This window comes from Pyrolobus fumarii 1A (assembly GCF_000223395.1).
Classification (GTDB): domain Archaea; phylum Thermoproteota; class Thermoprotei_A; order Sulfolobales; family Pyrodictiaceae; genus Pyrolobus; species Pyrolobus fumarii.
Genome location: NC_015931.1, coordinates 1,624,773 through 1,644,730, shown reverse-complemented (window position 1 = coordinate 1,644,730; position 19,958 = coordinate 1,624,773). Strand labels below are relative to the sequence as shown.

Below are 19,958 nucleotides of genomic sequence, written 5' to 3'. Positions count from 1 at the left end.
AGAGGGTGCCTAGTCTTGCAACGTGTTGTCCGTCTAGATTCGAGAGGTAGGATACTCCTTCCCCGCGAGGTGAGAGAGGCCCTCGGCTTGAGAGAAGGCTCCAAGATAGCAATACGCGTTAGAAGCGATAATGTCATTGAGCTTGTTCCCCTCGATAAGCTCTATGAGCGCGTGAGTAGGGTCTTCCGCGAGAAGATGAGAGACTGGAGGGAGGAAGAGCACGAAGCCACCAGGGTGCTAGAGGCGGTGACCCGTGCAGAGGCGGCAGAGGATAGAAATAGTTGACACAGTGTACCTCATAGCCTATCTCAACCCTGACGACCGTCTGCACGAGCACGCCTTAACAGTTATAGAGAACATGCCATCGTGGAGGCGTGTGTCACAAGCAGCGCTTATCGAGCTGGACCTGCTCATGAAGAGTAGGGGGTTCACACTCGAAGAGCGCATGGATACTTGGAGTTTGCTCGCAACGCTGATACCCAGAGAGCATGTTGAGCCGCTGTTGCCGAGCGACTTTGCACTAGCAACCGTCCTGGTGCATGACAGAAAGCTAGACTACTTTGACGCGCTTATAGCTGCGCAGTGTATCAATCGCGGAGGTAAACCGCTAACCACCGACATGGAGATAATCAAGGTGGTTGAGGAGTATCTCGGGGGTGGCTAGCTCTCTTCGCTCTCCTCTTCGCCCCTCTTGGGTATATAGTAGTACTCGCCTAGCCTCTTCTGCAGCCGGTCTAGATACGAGTCCTCCTTATTCACCCTTGGTCTCCCGGTCTCCGGGTCCCTACGGAATGTTATCCCCAGCTCCTTGAGGAACATGTTCATCCCCTCCCTTAGGCCCATTGGTCGATGTGCGTGACCCTCTTTGCCCGGCGTACCGGTGAACACCATCACCCTATCACTAATGTAGTCTTGGACTGCAACGTCGTGCTCGACCACTAGAGCTGCTACACCCCTAGTCTCTACTATGCGTCTTATCGCCCTGGCTACCGTCAGCCTCTCCTCTACGTCGAGGTATGCGCTTGGCTCGTCAAGCAGGTATATGTCAGCCTCTCTGGCTAGAGCAGCTGCAACCGCGAGCTTCTGCATCTCACCGCCGGATAGAGAATCTGCACGTCTATCAAGTAGCCTGTGAAGCCCGAGGCGCCTCACGAGCTCGGTGTACAGCCAGGAGCCGGGGGCGAGTGCCGCCGGGTTAGCCTCCCTCAACACCTGCTCTACGGTCTTACCCTCGAACATCGCTGGAGAGACATACTGGGGCTTGTAGCTCACCTTGAGCTCCTCTCTAGGCTTATACACGTAGCCCTCCTGGGGCTCAAGCTCTCCCGCGAGTACACGGACGAACGTTGTTTTGCCTATACCGTTGGGCCCCAGTACGCCGACAACCTCGCCCTTCTGGAGCTCCCCGGGCTCAGCACGCAAGACGAACCCGTCACGCTTGACTAGCAGCTCGCCCCACTCGAGGTACTTCTCGCGGCCAGCCGTTACAGTTGCTGGTGCCTCGCGTACGTGGAAGCGTATTGGCTCCGAGCGTATCCTAACGTTCTCGGCAGGCAAGTAGCCCTTCAGGAAGTTGTTTACACCTACGCGTACACCATACGGTTTCGACGCTATGCCGTATACTCCAGGCTCGCCATACATCACGACAACGTAGTCGGAGAGGTAGTCGAGCATCGCTATATCGTGTTCGACGACAACCACATACGCGTTCTTTGGCGCGAACCTCCTGATAGCTCTAGCCACTTTTATCCTCTCACGGACGTCGAGGTAGCTGCTCGGCTCGTCAAAGAGGTATATGTCAGCATCGCGCGACAATACGGCTGCAACTAGGAACTTTTGCAGCTCGCCACCCGAGAGGCGCCTAACGTCCCTGTCCCACAGCCTATCAAGCCCCAGGAACTTGGCAATCTCCTTCGAGACGCCCCTCTGGTCTGCACGCTCAAGCAGCTTGCCTACCGTGCCCTTCACGCGCCTAGGTACCAGATCCACATACTGTATCTTGTGAGCCGCTCGTATCTTGCCCTCAGCGAGCCTCTGGAGGTAAGCCTGTATCTCGGTCCCTCTGAACCTCTTGATTATCTCGTCCCAGGATGGCTCGCGGTCAAAGATGCCCAGGTTTGGCTTCAACTCGCCAGCCAGGATGCGTAGCGCCGTAGTCTTTCCAGTACCGTTCTTGCCGATGACGCCGAGAATAGCACCCTGCCTAGGAGCAGGCAGACCGTAGAGCTTGAACGCGTTCGGCCCATAACGGTGTATAAGCATCTTCTCGAGCTCATCGGGCAGGTTTACTATGCTAAGCGCGTTGAACGGACACTTCTTGACGCATATTCCACAACCTATACATACATCCTCGTATACCACCGGCTTCCCATCCTCACCAAGCTCTATCGCCTTGCCGCCGGTCCTATTGATAGGACAGAAGCGGATACACTCCAAGCTACACTTGTCGGGTTTACACAGCTCACGGTCGACAACCGCAACCCTAACCACTATGTTCACCTTCCAGGCGACCCGCTCACATCCACCCTCTTCAAGACTACCCTGCCAGACCTCACACTACAAGACAACATACAAGCACAGATGATACGAGCCAGCCCAACCAGCGAGACCGCCACAGACGAGGAGCTAAGAAGCGCCTTGTTCTACCGGCGGGTCGCCACCATACGCCCGGGGCATCCATTCTAGGGGAATTGTGACTACACATCTATCGAGATGATACCGTGTCTCGTGTCTATCCTCAGTCTTGCACTACAGTACCGGTGTTAAAGGCGAGAGGGGTTTGGAGGACTCGAGGGACGCGCATTGAGCGAGAAGCAGTTGCGCTTCATAACGCCCTCGTGGAGTGAGATAGAAGAGCTATGCATGGAAATCGCAGAGGATGTGCTACGAGACGGCTACAAGCCCGACATTGTGGTTGGCGTGCTAAGGGGTGGCATCATACCGGCTAAGATAGTAGCTGATTATATCGGCGTCAAGAGGATAGCTACTGTCGAAGTCAAGTTCTATGCTGGCATAGGTGCTACTCGCGAAGAGCCCGTGATAACACAGCCGCTTATCGAGAATGTGCGTGGCCAGCGTATACTCCTCGTGGATGATGTAGCTGACACCGGTAAGACACTTGCACACGTAGCAAGCTTCCTAAACTACTATGGCCCCTCGGAGGTGAGGACCGCAACCGTATACGTGAAGCCATGGTCCATGGTTAAACCGGATTACTACGGTGAGGAGACAGACGCGTGGATAATATTCCCGTGGGAGAGGCTAGAAATGCTCACGGAGCTCGTCGAACACCATGGTTTCAGTTTGGAGGACGCATCGGAGGTAACAGGCATTGACCCGGAGCGTGCAGAGCAACTGCTCCGCCTGCATAGATCTAGTTGACGAGAAGCTATGCTACGCCATACTACCGCCGCTCGACGACAAGAGCCTTGAAGAGCTACTCAAACAGGATGCTGTGGTACTCCCTACCAGACTCGTCGCTTCGCCCCTCCACGCTGCCCAGTGCGTCAAGCTCGCAAATAGAGCCTGGAAAAGGGGATACTCAAGAGCACGCAAGCTACCCGTGGAGGTACTGCTCTACGCGCTAGCTGCCAGAGGAGACATAGACCCCACTCGCGTAGAGCTACGTACCGTCGCGTCTGAGGGCCCAAAACCCGGCGAACACCTAGTAGCCGTGTGTAGAGACGAATCCCTATGCAACAGTCTCGTAGCGAAATATGGCTGTGCTAAACTCGATGAGGTTAAGTGGCTAGGTGTACCCGAGGACCTAGCCTTAGCTAGGAGCGCTCTAGCAGCTGCCGAGGTGGAGCGGAAGAGGCTTCTCCATGGGGAAACTGCTTAAGTCCTTGCTCGCATAAGCTAGGCTTGCAGCGAGTGAAACCGGGGAGAGCGCCATGCTACTACTCTATGAGGAAGAGTGGTGGGAGGAGGAAGAAGAGGAAGAGGAGCTCTGGGAGGAGGAAGAGGAAGAAGAGGAGTGGTGGGAAGCTGAGGAAGAGGAGGAAGAGTGGGAAGAGGAGTGGTAACAGGGCTCAGATACTAACATCCGGCTCTTCACTTTTTCCCCCGAGAGCTATCCGAGCCGTCACCACTCATCATAGCCTGATCTACCGGATACCCTTACCCCCTCTTAATCTAGTATCTGGTACAATCCAGCACGTCAATGTTTACCTCTTTGCCCTTGTAAAGTAGGCTGTAGCGATGATACCCGCCAGCAGACCACCTATTACCAAGCTCATGCTAACCAGTATCGCTGTAATAGAGTGGCCATAGCCTTCAGTAACTGTGTGAGTATCATAGCGTGTTGTTGACTCTACTGCTGGTCCTGGCTCCTGTGCCGCTACACTAATGGTGCTGGTCTTAATGCTAGTAGCACTTGCACTCAATTTAGTAGTTGGTGTTGCTCTCGCTACCAAGGCCTTGTGTGGCGCTGCACAGGGATCACATACCCCTAGTTGTTGTAGATCCCAAGTTGCAAGGTAGACTGGAATACCTCTGGCATACTTGTCTAAAATGTTACATATGCGTTTAACGAGGCTACTGTTTCGGGGCTCGCCGTAAGCGAGTATCACTATACGGAAACCATACTCCATTGAAAGCTTCTCTGCTTCACGTAGCTTTGATACAATCCATTCTAGGTCGTCAAAACAGTGTATCCTGTAAGTCTTAGCTTGGAAGTCGTAATAGCTAGGGAACGACTCTACGAGTAGATAGTCGATAAACGGCGCTATATCTCTGAGTATGGAGAACCCCCTGTTCACCATTATAATGGCGTTCGGGTACTCTCTCCTCACCTCCTTTACCAGAGAGGCTATACACTCCTTCATCCACGGATACCGGTCTACAACATCAAGGTTGTCTAGGAAAACGCCATTGAACCCTCTGTCAAGCACCCATTTCACCGCGTCTAGTAGTATCTGCCTCCACTCCTCGCTACAAGCATCGACTATACGCTCATTCCATGTAGGGTTAACACCTACAACGAGGTCCGGCGTTACTCTCGAGGCCCACGGCTCCCAACCGCCTACAGTAGCTATGCTCACATAGCCAAGCACTATCCTGTCCTGCGACAGCTCCGAAACCAGCGTTGGGTTAGCAAGCGGCGACAACACTATGAGATCACAGTGTGCCATCTGTTCGACTATCGTCTGGTCTAGATGCCCGTAGTATATACAGGGGCATGTGCCGAGGGCGAGCAATGCTGCAAGAATAACTACTGTCTTCAGCGAGACTCACCCCCTCCTCCACTCTACCAAGACCATTATCGTCAATGGTTGCTCGTTGCCACGGATGGGGTAAAAATCGGCTATACTGCAGTCGGGATAGGTGAACGGCAAGTATTTCTCACTCTCGACGAACACGTGGTACTGCCCCACCCATACTGGTGGCTCTAGGCTGGCGTTGTAGACCTCTATACGGACGTAGTTTATCCAGTAGCCTCGCTTTGCACACACTCTTACGGTTACCTTGTACGTGTCGAATTGCTGCTCATAGATGCTGACGTTCACTATGACACGGTAAGCTGTCTTTTCCAAGATTGTGCCGTTGAGCTCTTGTAGACTCTTGTTTCGAAGGATCTGACCACCGGGCATGGTGAACGGTATACGTATGCTCTTCCATACGTCGTCTTTGCGTATGGGTATCGTGAGTATGTATTCCCCGCTCTTCACTTGCTCCGTCGGGATTAACCGGAGGATACTGACGCTACCACGCCGCACTTTCACGGGTGTTAGGGGCTGTAGCTGTACTGCTAGAGTCCAGTCCGGGTAGCGCAGGTATGCTGTATCGACCGTCAGGTCACAGTCGATTGCACGAAACCACACATAGATTCCCTTGTAGCGTGTCACATTGACCGCCTCAATTGCCGCGTGGCATAGTCCAGGGGGTGCAGGCTTCTCCACACCCTGCAAATACAGGTGGATTGCGACCGCGGCTGCGATAGCTATGATGATGAGCAGGAGGATTGATACAATGTTTGCCGAGGCTCTCATCCAACCCCTACAATTGGCCGTTAAACATCGTGCCTTATGACTCTACTTTGCTCCTGTCGTCCTGCTCTAGTAGCCCTAGTGCCCTCCGCCTTCTACACTCCTCGCATAGGTACAGAGTATCCATGAGCGCCTTGGGGGCGTTGCTCGCGCGGAGCTTCGAGGCAACGCTCTCCACGAGACGCTTAGGGCCGACGGGCCGGCCGCAGACCCTACACTTCACAACCTCCTCAGCGTGCAGCACACGCCTGCCTAGGCTATAGGGCGCCGCGTATACCACTCTTAGGGCGTCCTCCGGGCAGACCGCTTCACACGTTTTACATGCTATGCACTTAGACGGGTCATGCACCAGACTCTCGCGTTCTCCCTCGAGGACAAGGGAGAGCGCTCCCATAGGACACTTGGCTGCACAGGCTCCGCAGAGCGTACACCTATTCGCGTCAAGCTCGTGGCGCGCCACTAGTGGGACGTTTATCTTGACGTAGTCCGTGACGCCTCTCTTGGATAGCAGTTTCTCTGCTGCTAGTCTCGCTGCAGCCATTAGATCCGATGGGGGTGACTCCCAAGGCTCGAGCAGCCTTTCACCCGGCTGTGCCTCCACGACCTCGCTGGGCGTGGATGCTACCAACGGCTCTTCGCCGACTATGCTCTGGTAGCTGGATAGAACCAGTCGTATGTACTCTGTTACGCTCTCCTTGCCGCATTCTTCACCCGCCCTGGGACAGTAGATGACCGGCCGGAGACCGAGAAGATGCGGCGCGAGTAGCAGGTCTAGGGTCACGTCACCAGGGCATACGACTGGAACCACGATAATCCTCTTGTCATCATGGTCTTTGAGCCCCTCTAGAAGCTCTGCGATAGAGTCTCTACACGCGTAGACGACGAGGCCCGGCTCTATGCCTGGCAGGTAGCGGATATAGTCCCAAAGAGCGTGTGGCGATGAGCTGTTCTTCCAGAGCACCCGGTAGGGGCAAGCACTCAGGCACAACCCGCAACCAGCGCACCTCATAGCATCTAGTCTCGGCGGCTTACCTTCAAGCGCGTCGTATGGACACACGCTAGTACACAACGGACACGCCGGTGAAGAGCATGGCGATGTGTTTGCAACCCAAACGCCATCCACGTACTTGGTTAGAGCAGCTGGAGCCTCTCTCAATAATTCTCTTCTCGTGACACGCTTCTCTCCAGTGATTACACTTGGCGCTTCTGATCTACCCTGGAAACCTGCTAGCGTCATCCTAGCTGCGAGCATCTGCTCGAAAGCAACCTTTGCCAGGTTGGCTTCGAGGGGGTCGAGAGGCTCGACTAGGAGCCAGTTAAGCCCCTTGCGGTCCATCCACTGTCTTAGCTCGTTCCACAGATGCCACGCGCCACGAGCAACAACTATGATTGCTTGTTTTGCCTCGATTGTCTCGTGTATGACGCTTGGGAGCTTTTCTAGCTCGACACGCTCTGCGAGAGGAGCGTCGAATCCGACGCTGACTACACGTATCACTATTAGCCCGCCGTGTTAAGCCGATGATCAGCCAGTTTAGTAGTTGCTTGGGTTGGCTACTCTTCGGGAGCCTCTATGGTCACACTTACGCCCATCACTGGCAGTTTCACCACCAATAGGTCGTAGAGCTTGTTGAGCACGTCAGCGAGCCTCGCGTCTCTTGCGTCACCCTCCTCGATGATATCGGCTACCACGTTCACGAGACGATATATCTCCTCGACGGTCGCCTCCGCGAGCTTAGTGTAAGCCGCTTGGAACTCGCCAAGAGTCCCCAACACACTGTACTTGGCTACTATCAAGTTGCGTATCTTGTCGGTCGAGTCGCTGAGAATATCACCTATTATCTTGAGGTATGGCGAGTCCTTTATCATCCCGAGCACCGCTATGACCATACCCGCGTAGAACACGTTAGAGGCGTTTATGAGCGGGTTGCGCCTAAACTCTCGCATGAGTTCTCGTAGATACTCTGCTATCTCACGCCCCGAGACGTCCAAGCCTATACACCCGCCTGGCGGCTCTCCTCAACCGTTGAAACCTTTGCTCATGCTCAACTTGACCAGCGAGGCTCTCGCCGTAGTAGAGGGCTAGGTAGATGCGCTTCAACTCTTCAATCTCGTCTGCCACCTCGTCGTAAACCCCTAGGTTCTTCGCGACACTCTCCACCAGTATGATCTCGTGCGCAACCTGGACAGTAACCCTGGCTGTCGACAGGAGGGCCCTAATCCTCCTCAGCATCGCAATTACGGTCTCTATGCTGGCCTCTCCGCTCATACACCCATCCGCGTGTAGTACACGCATACCTTAGCTTATAAGTAAGGCTCTATCACACGTTCATCACTGACGTTCAACGCTTATAGGAGTGCTTATAGGGTGTGTCGGGACCGCCCACCACGGAGAGAGGCTCCTTGTTCGACGTGGATGGTTTCATCGAAAAGTCGACTAGGTACATACGCGAGGCTGTCGGCGACGATTGTGCAGTGGTAGCTGTCTCTGGGGGCGTTGACAGCACCACCGCCGCTGTACTCGCGTATCGTGCGTTAGGCGAGAAGCTACACCCGGTGTTCATCGACACGGGTTTCATGAGACTAGGGGAGGATGTCCATGTTCCAAAGCTGCTTAGGAGCGTGCTACCGAACCTCACGGTCCTGAAGGAGAGGAGCCGCTTCTACGAGGCTGTTATGGGCGTCCCGGATGCCGAAGAGAAGAGGAAGAGGTTCAGAGAGGTCTTCTATCGGGTGCTTTCTGAGTTTGCGGAGAAAGTTGGATGCAGGAAGCTAGTGCAGGGCACCATAGCCCCGGACGTCATCGAGACCACGGGCGGCATCAAGACACAGCACAACGTGCTTCGCGATGTGGGCCTGGATCCGGTCTCAAGGTATGGCTTCGAGGTTGTTGAGCCCCTCCGTGAGCTCTACAAGGACCAGGTTAGGATGGTTGCAAGAAAGCTTGGCGTGCCCCGGGAGATTGTCGAGAGACAGCCTTTCCCGGGGCCTGGCCTCCTCGTAAGGTGTGTAGGAGCTTGCAGCCCCGAGAAGCTCTCGGTGCTGCGCGTAGCTGACAAGATGTTCACGGGTCTTGTAGAGTACCTCGGGTGGAGGCCCTCCCAGTACCTGGTTGCCGTCTGGGAGTCTGAGAGGCACCCAGGTAAGACGCTCGAGATCGACGGTATCAGGATGGAGGCTTACGCGGCTAGGGCCACCGGCGTTAAGGGTGACGCTAGGGCCTACGGGCTGGTCTACGTGGCAGACGTAGATCCTAGATCGGCTCTCGAGAAGTTCCTCTGGGCCAAGCTGACTAGTCTCGACCGTGACGCGGTGAGGCTAGTTGCTAGGTTGTGGAGCGGAGGCGGAGGCAAGTACGTTGTTGCAATAAGAGCTGTGCAGACAGAGGACTTCATGACCGCCGATGTTGCGCTGCCTGACCGCGAGACTCTAGAGGTCATAGTGGAGGGGCTCTCTGGTATAAGGAATGTAGCCGAGATAGTCTATGACGTGACGCCAAAGCCTCCTGCTACCATCGAGTATGAGTAGCCGGGTGTAGCACAATGCCCAGGGTTCTTGTTGTTTCTCTCCGCGGGCAGTACAACCACCTTATCAAGAGGAGGCTTACTGAGGTTGGCGCAGAGGCTGACATGCTAGACTACACTATGGTCACGCGCGAGAAGCTAGAGGAGTATGACTGTGTAGTGTATGGCGGGGGGCCCTTCCGTATACCCCAGGATGCGGAGAAGCTGGCACAGGTTCTAGACTTGCTTCGCGAGCCGCCCAGGCCCACGCTCGGCATCTGTCTCTCGCTACACCTGATGATACACGCTCATGGTGGGAGAGTGGGGCCAGCAGAGCACCCCGAGTTTGGCGGTGTCGAGATAGAGGTGCTTGACGAGGATCTCCTCTTCCGCGGGCTACCAAGGAGATTCTTCGTCTGGGAGAGTCACAACGATGAGGTCAAGGTTGTGCCAGAGGGGTTCAGAGTGATAGCCCGGAGTCAAACATGTCCAGTGCAAGCGGTGGTTCACGAGCGATTACCGTTGTACGGCGTACAGTTCCACCCGGAGGTGCAGCACACGCAGCATGGACACAAGCTGTTCCAGAACTTCCTGGAGGCGTGCAAGAGGTAACTATGTAGCCTCACACCCTACGCGTCGTAGAATCTGCTAGCTCGAGAGCGTCACGCAGAACCGGTAGCCGTTCTCTAGCCTCGCGGAGCACGCTCCCCTCCACTCGCACCTCGATATACTCGGGGCCCGTTCCTAGTTGTACACGTGTCACACCCCACGGAGTGACTAAGAGGCTCCGACCGGTGAACCTCGGGGCAGGCTGGTTAACAGCCGCGACGTACACCGTGTTATCCAGAGCTCTACACCTAGCTAGCGTGACAAAGTGATCCTCCTTGAGAGGCCCTGGGTACCACGCACTAGGCACCACGATAATCTCGGCTCCTCTTAGCGCTAGGTTTCGGACCAACTCGGGGAAACGCATCTCGTAACACACGATTACCCCTATTCTTGCGAACCCGAGGTCTAGCACGGGAGGCGGGTTCCTACCGCGACACAGGTGCCTGGACTCGTCGACGCCAAGCGCACGGAACAACATGTATTTCCTATGCACCACGCTCCACGAGCCATCAGGCTTCACGTGCACAACGCTACTATAGCGACAATTGCCATTCTCCTCGAGCACACCAGCTAGTATGTGAACACCCCTCTCTCGGGCAAGCGACGAGAGCACACTCAGCCATTCAGCCGCTTCCACGCCTCCATCTTCGCCTGGCACAGCGTTAGAATACTCTGGCAGCACCACGAGCCCAGCACTACCAACGCCTTTCCATAGCCTAGAGAGGCTCTCAACATCGCCAGCCGGAGCCTGCATGAGGCCTATAACGAAGTCCCGCAGAATCGTCACCATACTGGGCATCATCAACATGGGTTAAAACGCTGAATAAGCCACTGTAGGCCAAGCAGGGTAGCACTCACATTTAATACGCCGGTAACCCGATTAACCTAGGTTACACGCCTATCCCACCCTGCAGAGGCCGAGGCACATGGATAGACTACAGAGGATACTCCTCGAGTACCTCTATACGCTCAAGTGGAGAGAGTATGTGCTTCGCAGAGGGCGAGCCGCTCTAGCCTCATGCAGCCGCGGCATCTACCCTGGCTTCGAGAGCCTAGCCCAGCTGTATAGCCTGCTTGGCGGTCTAGCCCGCAGGGTCAGGAATGAGGGCGAGGCTCTGCGGGCTAGTGACCCCGCACTATGGTTCTTCACTATGAGGTACGGTGATCTTGACGAGGCTGCAAGAGAGCTAGCCAGAGCCTCTGTAGAGGTGAGGCTCGTGGCTGAGAAGGGCTGTGAAGACGCACACATAGATCACGCCATGAGCGTCACTACAGCCGCATGGAGAGACACTCTCACCGCTGTAGGCCTCTTGACTAGGAAGCTGAACATAACTGGTTGAGGTTGTTAGAGGCTTCACGACCGCCTCCTTCCGCTTATAACTGGTTGATGCCGTTGAATACCCTCTAGGGGCTGGCTCTTGGCTAGCGAGCTTGCAGAGCTGCTGTGGGCCGAGAAGTATCGACCTAAGACACTCGACGAGATTGTGAACCAGGAGGAGATAGTTAGGAGGTTGAAGAAGTTCGTCGAAGAGAAGAACATGCCGCACCTCTTGTTCGTCGGGCCGCCGGGCACCGGTAAGACCACTGCAGCTCATGCACTGGCACACGACTTGTTCGGAGAGAACTACCGGCAGTACATGTTGGAGCTGAACGCTAGCGACGAGAGAGGTATCGAGACCATTAGGACCAAGGTAAAGGAGTTCGCGAGGAGCAGGACACCCCCAGGCATCCCATTCAAGATAGTGCTGCTAGACGAGGCCGACAACATGACCGCTGATGCACAGCAAGCACTAAGGCGTCTCATGGAGATGTACACCGCCTCGACCCGCTTCATACTCATCGCGAACTATCCAAGCAAGATAATCGAGCCGATACAGTCCAGGTGCGCGATATTCAGGTTCACCCCGTTGAAGAAGGAGGATGTAGTTGCTAGGCTCAAGTGGATATGCGAGCAGGAGGGATGCCAGTATGACGAGGAGGCCCTAGAGACCATCTATGAGATAAGCGAGGGTGACATGAGAAGGGCCATCAACATTCTCCAGGCTGCTGCCGCGCTCGGCAAGGTGACTGTAGAGGCCGTGTACAAGGTTGTCGGCCTCGCCCACCCCAAGGAGATACGCGAGATCATCAAACTGGCTCTTGACGGTAGGTTCACCGATGCCAGGAAGAAGCTACGCGAGCTCATGATAAACTATGGTCTCAGCGGGACAGACGTCATCAAGCAGATTCACAAGGAGGTGTTCGGACCCGAGCTGAAACTACCCGACGAGGTCCGCGTCCTTATAGCCGATTATGCCGGCGAGATACAGTTCAGGTTAGTGGAGGGCGCCGACGACGAGATACAGCTCAACGCGTTCCTAGCATGGCTAGCAATGCTTGGACGGAAGCTGAAGGGTAAGTGAGGAGAGACAAACCACAACCTCTAGATCAAAGTTAGGCAATATTGTACAGTTGTTTACACGCCCCTACCATTCTCTTTCTACAGTGTTGCAAAACGGCATACTCTAAAGCGCCTTAGGGCACACCGCCTCTATAGCACCATCGTGTTCCGGTTGGTATCCTAGTCTGCCTCGTGAGGCGTTTAAGGGCTTAGCTCGCCCTACTCACGGTATAGGCTAGAGGGTGCTTCCCACCGTGCCTGGAGAGCACCTACCCTGGGTGATCAAGTATCGACCTAAGTGTATAGACCCTAAGCCCGGCTGCATAATGCACGTTGTTGACCAGGAGCAGGCTAAGAGGCTGTTCGTGCCGTGGCTCAAGCAGTGGCTTTCCGGCAAGCCGCCGGAGAAGAAGGCGGTTCTATTCTACGGGCCAGCTGGCTGCGGCAAGACCAGCCTAGTGGAGGCCGCTGCCCACGAGTATAACCTCGAGCTTGTCGAGATGAACGCTTCTGATTTCCGCCGAAAGGAGGATATCGAGAGGGTCGCTAGAGTTGCTGCTACCCAGATGAGCCTCTTTGGACGCAAGAAGATAATCCTCCTTGACGAGGTTGATGGTATATCCGGTACAGCCGATAAGGGCGGGCTTGACGCTGTCCTACACCTGATAGAGGTGGCTAAACACCCTATCGTGATGACCGCGAATGACCCGTGGGACCAGAAGCTGAAGCCTCTGCGCGACGCATCACTCATGGTACCATTCTATAGGCTCCAGGATCGTTACGTTGTTGAGGTTCTCTCGAGGATATGTAAGCTTGAAGGTATACACTGCGAGCCGGAAGCGCTGGAACTCCTCGCCAAGAGGGCCGAGGGTGACCTACGCTCTGCCATCAACGACCTGCAGGGTATTGCGGAGGGCTACGGCGAGGTTACCGTACAGCTAGTGCAAGCGTTGGCCACCAGCAGAGACCGCGAGTACAACCCCTACGAGATGCTAGACCATCTCTTCAAGTCGAAGTACGCCTGGCAGGCTAAGAGAGCGGTTACCCACGCAAACCTAGACTACGAGACAATACTCCAGTGGATAAATGAGAACATCCCGGTGGCCTACGATGATCCGGAGGACGTGTGGAGAGCACACGAGGCACTTGCCCGCGCTGACCAGTACCTCGGGAGGATACGAAAGACTATCGATTGGAGCCTCCTAAGCTACGTCTTTGACATGGCCGGTCCAGGCGTCGCAATGGCGAGACGTAAGAGTAGATGGAAGTTCCGCTACAAGTTCCAATACCCAGAGAAGATCAAGCTAATGGCACAGACCAAGGAGCAAAGGGAGCTGCGCGAAGCTATAGCCGCGCACCTAGCCCCACGCCTAAGCGTCTCCAAGAGAAGGTTTAGGTCGGAAATACTACCGTTCCTCCAGATAATCTTCAGGTACAACCCGAGATACGCCGCGAGACTTGCAATAGGCTATAACCTCACCGAGAGGATGGTAAAGTACCTCGCTGGGCCAGCCGCCAGCGAGGTTCTCGAGCACATGAGGCTACTACTCATGAGGATGGAGAAACCGGCAACGGCCACAGAGGCTGCAACCGCTACACAAGCATCAAGAACAACCGCAACAGCAAAAACACTACCAACCACATCAAAGTCTACAAGAACAACAACGAGAACCACAACCACCCGCAGATCATCCACATCAAGAAGACGCACAAGCAAGAAGAGCAGCGGATCCGGCAGACAAAGAACACTATTCTAAACATCCTAAACTCCCAACATACACCCCTAAACAACTATATTTTACCAGACTTGAACACCGCACTAGCTACTAACCCCTCTAGACTATCATTTTTATCCGCATCGCTTCAATTAGCTTAGCTTGGGTGAGGGTATACCAGTACTGACTGCCCGCCAATCTGGACTAGATTTTAATATCTTCTTTCTCCACGGCTCGGCAAACATGTCAGTCATTTCAGGGTGATGTGGTTGGATACAGCGTTATTCGCTCTTGTTGCAGGAATTATCGCTGGGTTCGCACTGGGACTGACTGGTGGCGGCGGCTCAGCACTCGGTGCACCACTCTTAGTCTACATTGTAGGGCTAAGCCGCATCATGCTATAGGAACATCTCTGGTAGCCATCGGGCTGATATCCCTTACAAGCTTGGTCCGCTACGTACGTTCAGGCCACATATCGTTTAGGATAGGTTTGGTAATGGCTAGCACATCGCTAATTGGAGTCTACCTTGGTAGTTATATGAACAAGTTCGTGAACGGTCCAATGCTTCTAGTGATGTTTTCAGCACTCCTCATAGTGATTGCCGTAAGAATGTTAATGCGAAGAGATGGCAGCACGCATACGAGCAACACAGGAGTACGTCCTTCACAACACTATCCAACTAAGACAAGAATCGATTATAAACGAATACTCTTGCTTGGGTTCATGGCGGGAACTGCCTCTGGATTCTTGGTGCCGGCGGCGGGTTCCTAATTGTCCCGGCTCTCCTTTGTGGCGCCAGACTTGACATGCACAAAGCCATTGGAACATCGCTCTTCATAATATTTATCAATGGTGTTGCGGGGCTGTTGAGCTACAGCATACAAGGTAGACCACTAGACCTACATGTAACCGCATTGTTTGCCGCTGGCGGGGCTATCGGCGGAATTATAGGCTCTAACCTAGCCGCTAAAGCTCCAGGCAGAACACTAAAGATAGTGTTCGCGTCATTACTGCTCATAGTGGCAGCATACATGTTAATGTCAAACATAAGCCACATAGGCTGGTGAGCAACGGCCAGTAGGGGCGAGTGTTCTTCGTTTTCTCTATCTTGGTATCACCTTAGGTAATCAAGGGCGGGTGTAGAATGCGCAAGAACGGCCGTATACCCAAGCGACTGAAAATAATCAGTGTACCACATGTGTGTTGAGGCGTGTTGCGTTACTCCTCGCGGGTTACTATCTTTGGGAAGAACTTGTTGAGCCCCGTTCTTGGGACGTAAGCGCCACCCGCCCAGGTTACACCACACTTCTCACACTTCCATAGACCAACGCTAATCCTCTTGATGTGGCCCTTAGTGCCGCAGAATGGGCATGGCATGTTCTTCTGAGCGTCATACCTCCTCTCCATTACCTCCTTCCAGCGCTTCCTGAGCGTGGATCCATAACGTGGCCCGAATCTACCGGCTATGCCCACAACCTTCGTCCTCTTGGCCATTCTTTGGCCACCCTCACGAGCCCTAGGGGGTACCCCAGCTATAAGCGTGAAACCTCAAAGGGAGGGTCGGAGATCGAGGGCCTCCTCATACTCTCGGTTGCGTTAGCACTCCTCACCCCCAAGGGTTGCCGCAGAGCCGCCAGGTACTCTACTCCCTAGTAGTTGTTAGATGTGTCGCTCGTTATGGACGGGTTATGGACGGTAGCAACCGTGTGCAGACCCAATCCCGCTTGTCAAGAACTAGGTGCTTCGGGGTGCATTACCAGGAGCCAAAAACACGTATTGTGTGAAAACCGCGTTACTCTTGATCCTCTATACCACTCGTCTGCGTGATATCGTAGGTTGTGTCCTCGACTGCTTCCTCTATACTCCTGGTTGGCGCCGCTAGTCTAGCTTCCATCGTCGCTTCGACTATCTCGCCCTTCTCCATTATCTCTTCGAGGAGTTTCTTACGATATGGTTCTACCTTCTCCTGTAGTGCCTTGAGTAGCACTGGGGCCGTCCTCATCGCCATTTCTATTGCTGTGGATATCTCCTTCTCGGTCATGTAGCCCATGCCCATCATCTGCAGCCCAGCTATCCTGTTATCATCAGACACTGCAACTGCTAGTCTAACATCTGCTACAAGCTCCTCGTCGAAGGAGGGATCCACGACCATCCTAGAGCCTATCTTGGCTACGGTCACTGTAACTACACGATTGTTTATCGGTAGTAGGCCCGTGTACCTTCCACGTTCTATTGCGAAGCCCTCTCCTGTCCTCCTGACAGCGGGCACTCTTGTGGCCATGAGAGCCGCCATTGATGCTAGCATTGAAGCGTCGAGAAGGTTACCATCGTGGTTCAACACGTAAATATCAACGTATATCCTCCAGACGGCCTTGCCGGGCTCCAACACTAGCCTGTCAAGAGCCACTGCGCGTATCTCTCTAAGTGCACGATCAACTACCCTGGCAAGCTCGATGGCGTTCTCGTCGGGCGGGCCTGGCTCGAATACCGGGGAGGCCAGCGGCACAAACTCTGCATGCACCACTAGTACGGCCTCGTCAGGGGTATCGGGGAATGGCTGCGTTATGTCCATCTTGACGCCAGCTAGCACCATCGTGTTGCCGAGCTTGACTAGCGCCGAGCCCTCAGCTTTCCCCACGTAACCTGGTATGATCTCTATGCTTCTAATCTGGTCTAGCCTCCTACCGTCTAGCCTCGCGCCGCGCTCAAGCAGAGACTCTATCGTCTCCTTCTCTAGCCTCGGGACTACTGGCAGCATCCACGGTGTTACGCTCACGCCACGTCACCCCCTTAGACCGTCTTCACCTCGGCGTACTTCCTCCTAAGAGCCTCCCTCTGCATCTTGTATATCGCCTCTATACCCTTCCTGGCTAGCGCCATAGCCTCCTTGAACTCCTCGCGGCTCAACACGCCGTTAAGCTGTAGGAGCGTTACCCAGCCGAGGCTTGGCGCCATAGCTACTGGCATGTCAGCCTCGCCATACTCATCCTCAAGTTGGTCGATGTCAAGGACTAGCACACCCTGCACCTTGCCGACCGCCACGCCCGCCACGAGATCCCTCATCTGGACGCCCGCATCGGCAAGCGCGAGACTCGCTGCAGTCACGGCCGCTGTCCTGGTACCCCCATCAGCCTCGATAACCTCGATGAAGATGTCTATCGTGGTCCTCGGGTAAAGCTCTGTGAAGACGACCGGCTCTAGAGCCTCGCGAATGACCTTAGATAGTTCTATCTCGCGACGGGTGGGTGCCGGGCTTTTCCTCTCATCAGTAGAGAAGGGCGCCATGTGGTACCTGCACCGTATCAATGCGCGATCCGGGAGAGCCATGTGCTTCGGGTGCACCTCGCGAGGGCCATAGACCGCTGCTATTACACGGGTTCTCCCAAACTCTACATAGGCCGAGCCATCAGCGTTGCTAAGCACACCGACCTCCATCCTTATGGGTCTCAGCTCGTCGGGTGCACGCCCATCATGGCGTACTATCCTTCCCTCCTCCGTCTTGGTTATCAACGGCACGGGTGGTTCGCGCTTAGCCACGGTTCACGCCCCTCCTTCTCAACTCCTCCTCGATGAACGCACGGACCCGGTCGGTTAAACCGGGTATGTGAGCCTCCCTCTCAATCTTCTTAATCGCGAGCACGAGAACCTCCTCAAGATCCTTATCGCGGCACTGGACGAGTATCCTACCATTCTGCCCAACAACTATGTTGCATCCCGTCAAGCTGACCAGCATGTTTACCATCGACGCCTTCTTGCCGATGACCCTCGGTACTCTTGACGGCTTAATCTCGACTATGGACCCCGTCACTATCTTGCCCAGCCCTTTACCCTTCACCGTTAGATACGGGTCATGCGTACGGTCAAAGGATGTGACCTTTGCGACGATGTAATCGCCTATCTGGTAGTATCTTAGGAGGTCGTCGGTAGCAGGATTGAAGGGCCTGTCTAGAGCCTCTTGAGCAGTAAGGATGGCCGTATACGGCGCCCTGATGTCAACCTCCCAGTGAGTCACACCGACATCAACGATGAGCCCTATGACTATGTCGCCAGGCTTAGGGATGTACGGCCCTTCTAGCGGGATCACACCAATCTTATTCTCCTGTACGTCAGCCAAGCCGAGTATCGTCGAGTATAGGCGGTCACCCCTCTTCTCAACGTACGGTGACGCTGGCTCTACATCGGGACCTTCTGCTAGCAGCTGGCCTGGCACCACTACGTCACGGTTCTGCACGAATATGCGCGCCATGGCTAGACCACCGAGAGTATCTTGACCTCTACCTGCCCACGCGTCAACTTGTTCAAGCGGTCTATAACCTCTTGCTGCATCCCCGCCGGTATTTCCAACTCAGCTACAAGACTACCATCTGTCCTCCAGTCCGTGCTCTTGACCTCACCAAGCCTCTGCAATTCTCCATATACTCTCGGCGCAAACTCTGGAGGCACTACTATCTTGAGAAGCGCACGGGCAATCTTTAGTGGCAGTACACGCTGCAGAGCCTTGATTATCTGCATGGCTTGCTCCTCTACCGGCTTGAACGGGTCTACACCAACACCCGCCTCCTCCATGGCAGCTTCAATGCGCTGCGGCGGCACCGGGAGCTTCGTCCTCGGGTCGATAGCGTTCTTTGCGATGAACATTATGATTTGCCTCTTCTTCTGCTCTATTAGCCTCCTCCTCTGCTCTGTTGTCATCTGTATCTCGCCGCGTTTGACGATCTCAACTGCAATCTTCTTCACATCGTCCGTCCCGAATACCTTCTTGAGCTCCTCGGGACTAGCCTTCAAAGCCCTACGTACATCGCGATACACATAGTCGCCGACAAGAAGCTCGTCGGGATCCACCTGCTTACCCTCGCGTAGCCTCATAGCAGCATCTGGGTTCACAAGAACCTCGAACTTCTTACCGCCCACCTCTAGCCTTGCAATCACGTGCTCTTGCTCACGCTTCTTACCCATCCGGAGCCCCTGGTTGAAAGACGTGGGGAGGGGCTACAATACCTAATACTCCACCGCTCACATCGTGATACTCTACTGTATTTGCTCTAGGAGCTTGGCCCTCTCGTCCTTACTCAGCTTACGGAACTGAGCAGTCTTCACATCAATCACGCCTATCTCTATGAGGTCTGCTGTCGGCTTCTGCTCGGTGCTACGGAGCAGCGCCTTAAGCGCTAGCTTGATAGCATCCTCTAGGCTCATGTCCTCGTTATACTCCTTCTCGAGAACGTCGTACGCTTGACCGGACCCGCTGCCTAGGGCTACAGCCTTGTAGCCGAAGTACTGCCCGCTAGGCTCCGCGACGAAGAGCGCCGGGCCGCGATCATCAACACCACCCAGTATGATCGCTACGCCGAAGGGCCTCACGCCTCCAAACTGCGTGTAACTCTGCATCACATCACACACCTGTCTAGTCAGGTACTCGACGCTTATCCTCTCGCCATAGAGGAGGCGGTGCCGTATCGCCACGAGCCTTGCATAGTCGATCAGTATCCTGCCATCGCCGCCGAGCCCCACGCTACTGGCCCCGATATGCTCGTCGATCTTCATTATCTTCTCCATCTGCTCCATGTCCGCGAGTGGCGCTGTTCTCCTCTTCTCAGCGACTAGCACGACACCCTCCTTGACACGCACACCTATGGCTGTCCAGCCTCTACGCACAGCCTCGAATGCATACTCGACCTGGAAGAGGCGCCCATCGGGCGAGAACATCGCAGTGCTCCTATCATAGCCCATTACGGTCGGCTGCGGTGGGAATCCCAACGTGACTCC

Annotated in this window: 24 protein-coding genes and 1 pseudogene; 12 read left to right on the top strand and 13 right to left on the bottom strand. The window is 54.8% G+C overall.

From position 1 onward, the window contains the following. The first annotated feature begins 15 nt into the window (after nt 1–15). On the top strand, nt 16–285 hold the full coding sequence (locus tag PYRFU_RS08660) for an AbrB/MazE/SpoVT family DNA-binding domain-containing protein (protein ID WP_014027295.1): 270 nt from the start codon (nt 16–18) through the stop codon (nt 283–285). Next, on the top strand, nt 254–664 hold the full coding sequence (locus tag PYRFU_RS08655) for a PIN domain-containing protein (protein ID WP_014027294.1): 411 nt from the start codon (nt 254–256) through the stop codon (nt 662–664). The genes PYRFU_RS08660 and PYRFU_RS08655 overlap by 32 nt, the downstream gene beginning before the upstream one ends. Here the strand turns inward: PYRFU_RS08655 and PYRFU_RS08650 are convergent. After that, entirely contained in the window at nt 661–2,490 is a 1,830-nt protein-coding gene (locus tag PYRFU_RS08650; RefSeq protein WP_014027293.1) for a ribosome biogenesis/translation initiation ATPase RLI, read from the bottom strand. The genes PYRFU_RS08655 and PYRFU_RS08650 overlap by 4 nt on opposite strands. Before the next feature lie 312 nt (nt 2,491–2,802). Here PYRFU_RS08650 and PYRFU_RS08645 point away from each other — a divergent pair, with 312 nt between their 5' ends. The 3 genes from PYRFU_RS08645 to PYRFU_RS10705 are packed head-to-tail and all read left to right on the top strand — an operon-like array spanning nt 2,803 to nt 4,025. Then, the gene (locus PYRFU_RS08645; RefSeq protein ID WP_014027292.1) at nt 2,803–3,381 is read left to right on the top strand and encodes a phosphoribosyltransferase; all 579 of its coding nucleotides are present in this window, start codon (nt 2,803–2,805) and stop codon (nt 3,379–3,381) included. After that, nucleotides 3,332–3,841: a hypothetical protein gene (locus PYRFU_RS08640; protein WP_014027291.1), complete on the top strand. Its 510-nt coding sequence runs from the start codon at nt 3,332–3,334 to the stop codon at nt 3,839–3,841. Before PYRFU_RS08645 ends, PYRFU_RS08640 begins: the two co-directional genes overlap by 50 nt. A 52-nt stretch (nt 3,842–3,893) precedes the next feature. Next, complete coding sequence (locus PYRFU_RS10705) at nt 3,894–4,025, top strand: hypothetical protein (RefSeq protein ID WP_014027290.1); 132 nt, start codon at nt 3,894–3,896, stop codon at nt 4,023–4,025. A 141-nt stretch (nt 4,026–4,166) separates the two neighbouring features. Here the strand turns inward: PYRFU_RS10705 and PYRFU_RS08635 are convergent, their stop codons facing one another. Genes PYRFU_RS08635 through PYRFU_RS08615 form a run of 5 tightly spaced genes read right to left on the bottom strand, consistent with a single transcriptional unit; the run spans nt 4,167 to nt 8,253 of the window. After that, nucleotides 4,167–5,198, bottom strand: coding sequence for a glycoside hydrolase family 191 protein (locus tag PYRFU_RS08635; protein ID WP_014027289.1), 1,032 nt, complete (start codon nt 5,196–5,198; stop codon nt 4,167–4,169). Nucleotides 5,199–5,231: 33 nt separating this feature from the next. Further along, nucleotides 5,232–5,990, bottom strand: coding sequence for a hypothetical protein (locus PYRFU_RS08630; RefSeq protein WP_014027288.1), 759 nt, complete (start codon nt 5,988–5,990; stop codon nt 5,232–5,234). Between the two features lie 34 nt (nt 5,991–6,024). Further along, nucleotides 6,025–7,482, bottom strand: coding sequence for a 4Fe-4S binding protein (locus PYRFU_RS08625; protein WP_014027287.1), 1,458 nt, complete (start codon nt 7,480–7,482; stop codon nt 6,025–6,027). A gap of 56 nt (nt 7,483–7,538) precedes the next feature. Further along, nucleotides 7,539–7,976 (bottom strand): hypothetical protein, encoded by a 438-nt coding sequence (locus PYRFU_RS08620; RefSeq protein WP_014027286.1) that lies wholly within the window; start codon nt 7,974–7,976, stop codon nt 7,539–7,541. Then, nucleotides 7,957–8,253 (bottom strand): hypothetical protein, encoded by a 297-nt coding sequence (locus PYRFU_RS08615; protein ID WP_014027285.1) that lies wholly within the window; start codon nt 8,251–8,253, stop codon nt 7,957–7,959. The genes PYRFU_RS08620 and PYRFU_RS08615 overlap by 20 nt, the downstream gene beginning before the upstream one ends. Before the next feature lie 101 nt (nt 8,254–8,354). Between PYRFU_RS08615 and PYRFU_RS08610 the strand changes: the two genes are divergently transcribed. Further along, complete coding sequence (locus PYRFU_RS08610) at nt 8,355–9,512, top strand: GMP synthase (glutamine-hydrolyzing) (RefSeq protein WP_244403847.1); 1,158 nt, start codon at nt 8,355–8,357, stop codon at nt 9,510–9,512. A 14-nt stretch (nt 9,513–9,526) separates the two neighbouring features. Further along, nucleotides 9,527–10,099 (top strand): GMP synthase subunit A, encoded by a 573-nt coding sequence (locus tag PYRFU_RS08605; protein ID WP_014027283.1) that lies wholly within the window; start codon nt 9,527–9,529, stop codon nt 10,097–10,099. A gap of 10 nt (nt 10,100–10,109) precedes the next feature. Here the strand turns inward: PYRFU_RS08605 and PYRFU_RS08600 are convergent, their stop codons facing one another. Further along, entirely contained in the window at nt 10,110–10,886 is a 777-nt protein-coding gene (locus tag PYRFU_RS08600) for a nitrilase-related carbon-nitrogen hydrolase (RefSeq protein WP_167827915.1), read from the bottom strand. Nucleotides 10,887–11,022: 136 nt separating this feature from the next. Between PYRFU_RS08600 and PYRFU_RS08595 the strand changes: the two genes are divergently transcribed. The 5 genes and pseudogenes from PYRFU_RS08595 (at nt 11,023) to PYRFU_RS10755 (ending at nt 15,259) form a co-directional block, all read left to right on the top strand. Next, nucleotides 11,023–11,436, top strand: coding sequence for a hypothetical protein (locus tag PYRFU_RS08595; RefSeq protein ID WP_014027281.1), 414 nt, complete (start codon nt 11,023–11,025; stop codon nt 11,434–11,436). A 78-nt stretch (nt 11,437–11,514) separates the two neighbouring features. Next, complete coding sequence (locus tag PYRFU_RS08590; protein ID WP_014027280.1) at nt 11,515–12,498, top strand: replication factor C small subunit; 984 nt, start codon at nt 11,515–11,517, stop codon at nt 12,496–12,498. A 232-nt stretch (nt 12,499–12,730) separates the two neighbouring features. Further along, entirely contained in the window at nt 12,731–14,233 is a 1,503-nt protein-coding gene (locus PYRFU_RS08585; protein ID WP_048191990.1) for a replication factor C large subunit, read from the top strand. Between the two features lie 227 nt (nt 14,234–14,460). Continuing rightward, on the top strand, nt 14,461–14,595 hold the full coding sequence (locus PYRFU_RS10700; protein WP_280097277.1) for a hypothetical protein: 135 nt from the start codon (nt 14,461–14,463) through the stop codon (nt 14,593–14,595). A gap of 41 nt (nt 14,596–14,636) precedes the next feature. Further along, nucleotides 14,637–15,259, top strand: a pseudogene (locus PYRFU_RS10755) (sulfite exporter TauE/SafE family protein). A gap of 151 nt (nt 15,260–15,410) precedes the next feature. Here the strand turns inward: PYRFU_RS10755 and PYRFU_RS08575 are convergent. From PYRFU_RS08575 to psmA, 6 genes are all read right to left on the bottom strand, one after another. Next, a complete protein-coding gene (locus PYRFU_RS08575; protein ID WP_014027278.1) occupies nt 15,411–15,686 on the bottom strand; it encodes a 50S ribosomal protein L37ae in 276 nt (91 codons plus the stop codon). 298 nt (nt 15,687–15,984) lie between these two features. Further along, on the bottom strand, nt 15,985–16,968 hold the full coding sequence (rrp42, locus tag PYRFU_RS08570; protein WP_014027277.1) for an exosome complex protein Rrp42: 984 nt from the start codon (nt 16,966–16,968) through the stop codon (nt 15,985–15,987). Nucleotides 16,969–16,982: 14 nt separating this feature from the next. Next, complete coding sequence (rrp41, locus tag PYRFU_RS08565) at nt 16,983–17,729, bottom strand: exosome complex exonuclease Rrp41 (protein WP_014027276.1); 747 nt, start codon at nt 17,727–17,729, stop codon at nt 16,983–16,985. Continuing rightward, complete coding sequence (gene rrp4 / locus PYRFU_RS08560) at nt 17,722–18,438, bottom strand: exosome complex RNA-binding protein Rrp4 (RefSeq protein WP_014027275.1); 717 nt, start codon at nt 18,436–18,438, stop codon at nt 17,722–17,724. The genes rrp41 and rrp4 overlap by 8 nt, the downstream gene beginning before the upstream one ends. Nucleotides 18,439–18,440: 2 nt before the next feature. Next, the gene (locus PYRFU_RS08555; protein WP_014027274.1) at nt 18,441–19,148 is read right to left on the bottom strand and encodes a ribosome assembly factor SBDS; all 708 of its coding nucleotides are present in this window, start codon (nt 19,146–19,148) and stop codon (nt 18,441–18,443) included. 72 nt (nt 19,149–19,220) lie between these two features. After that, on the bottom strand, nt 19,221–19,922 hold the full coding sequence (gene psmA / locus PYRFU_RS08550) for an archaeal proteasome endopeptidase complex subunit alpha (protein WP_048191988.1): 702 nt from the start codon (nt 19,920–19,922) through the stop codon (nt 19,221–19,223). Nucleotides 19,923–19,958: the final 36 nt, after the last annotated feature.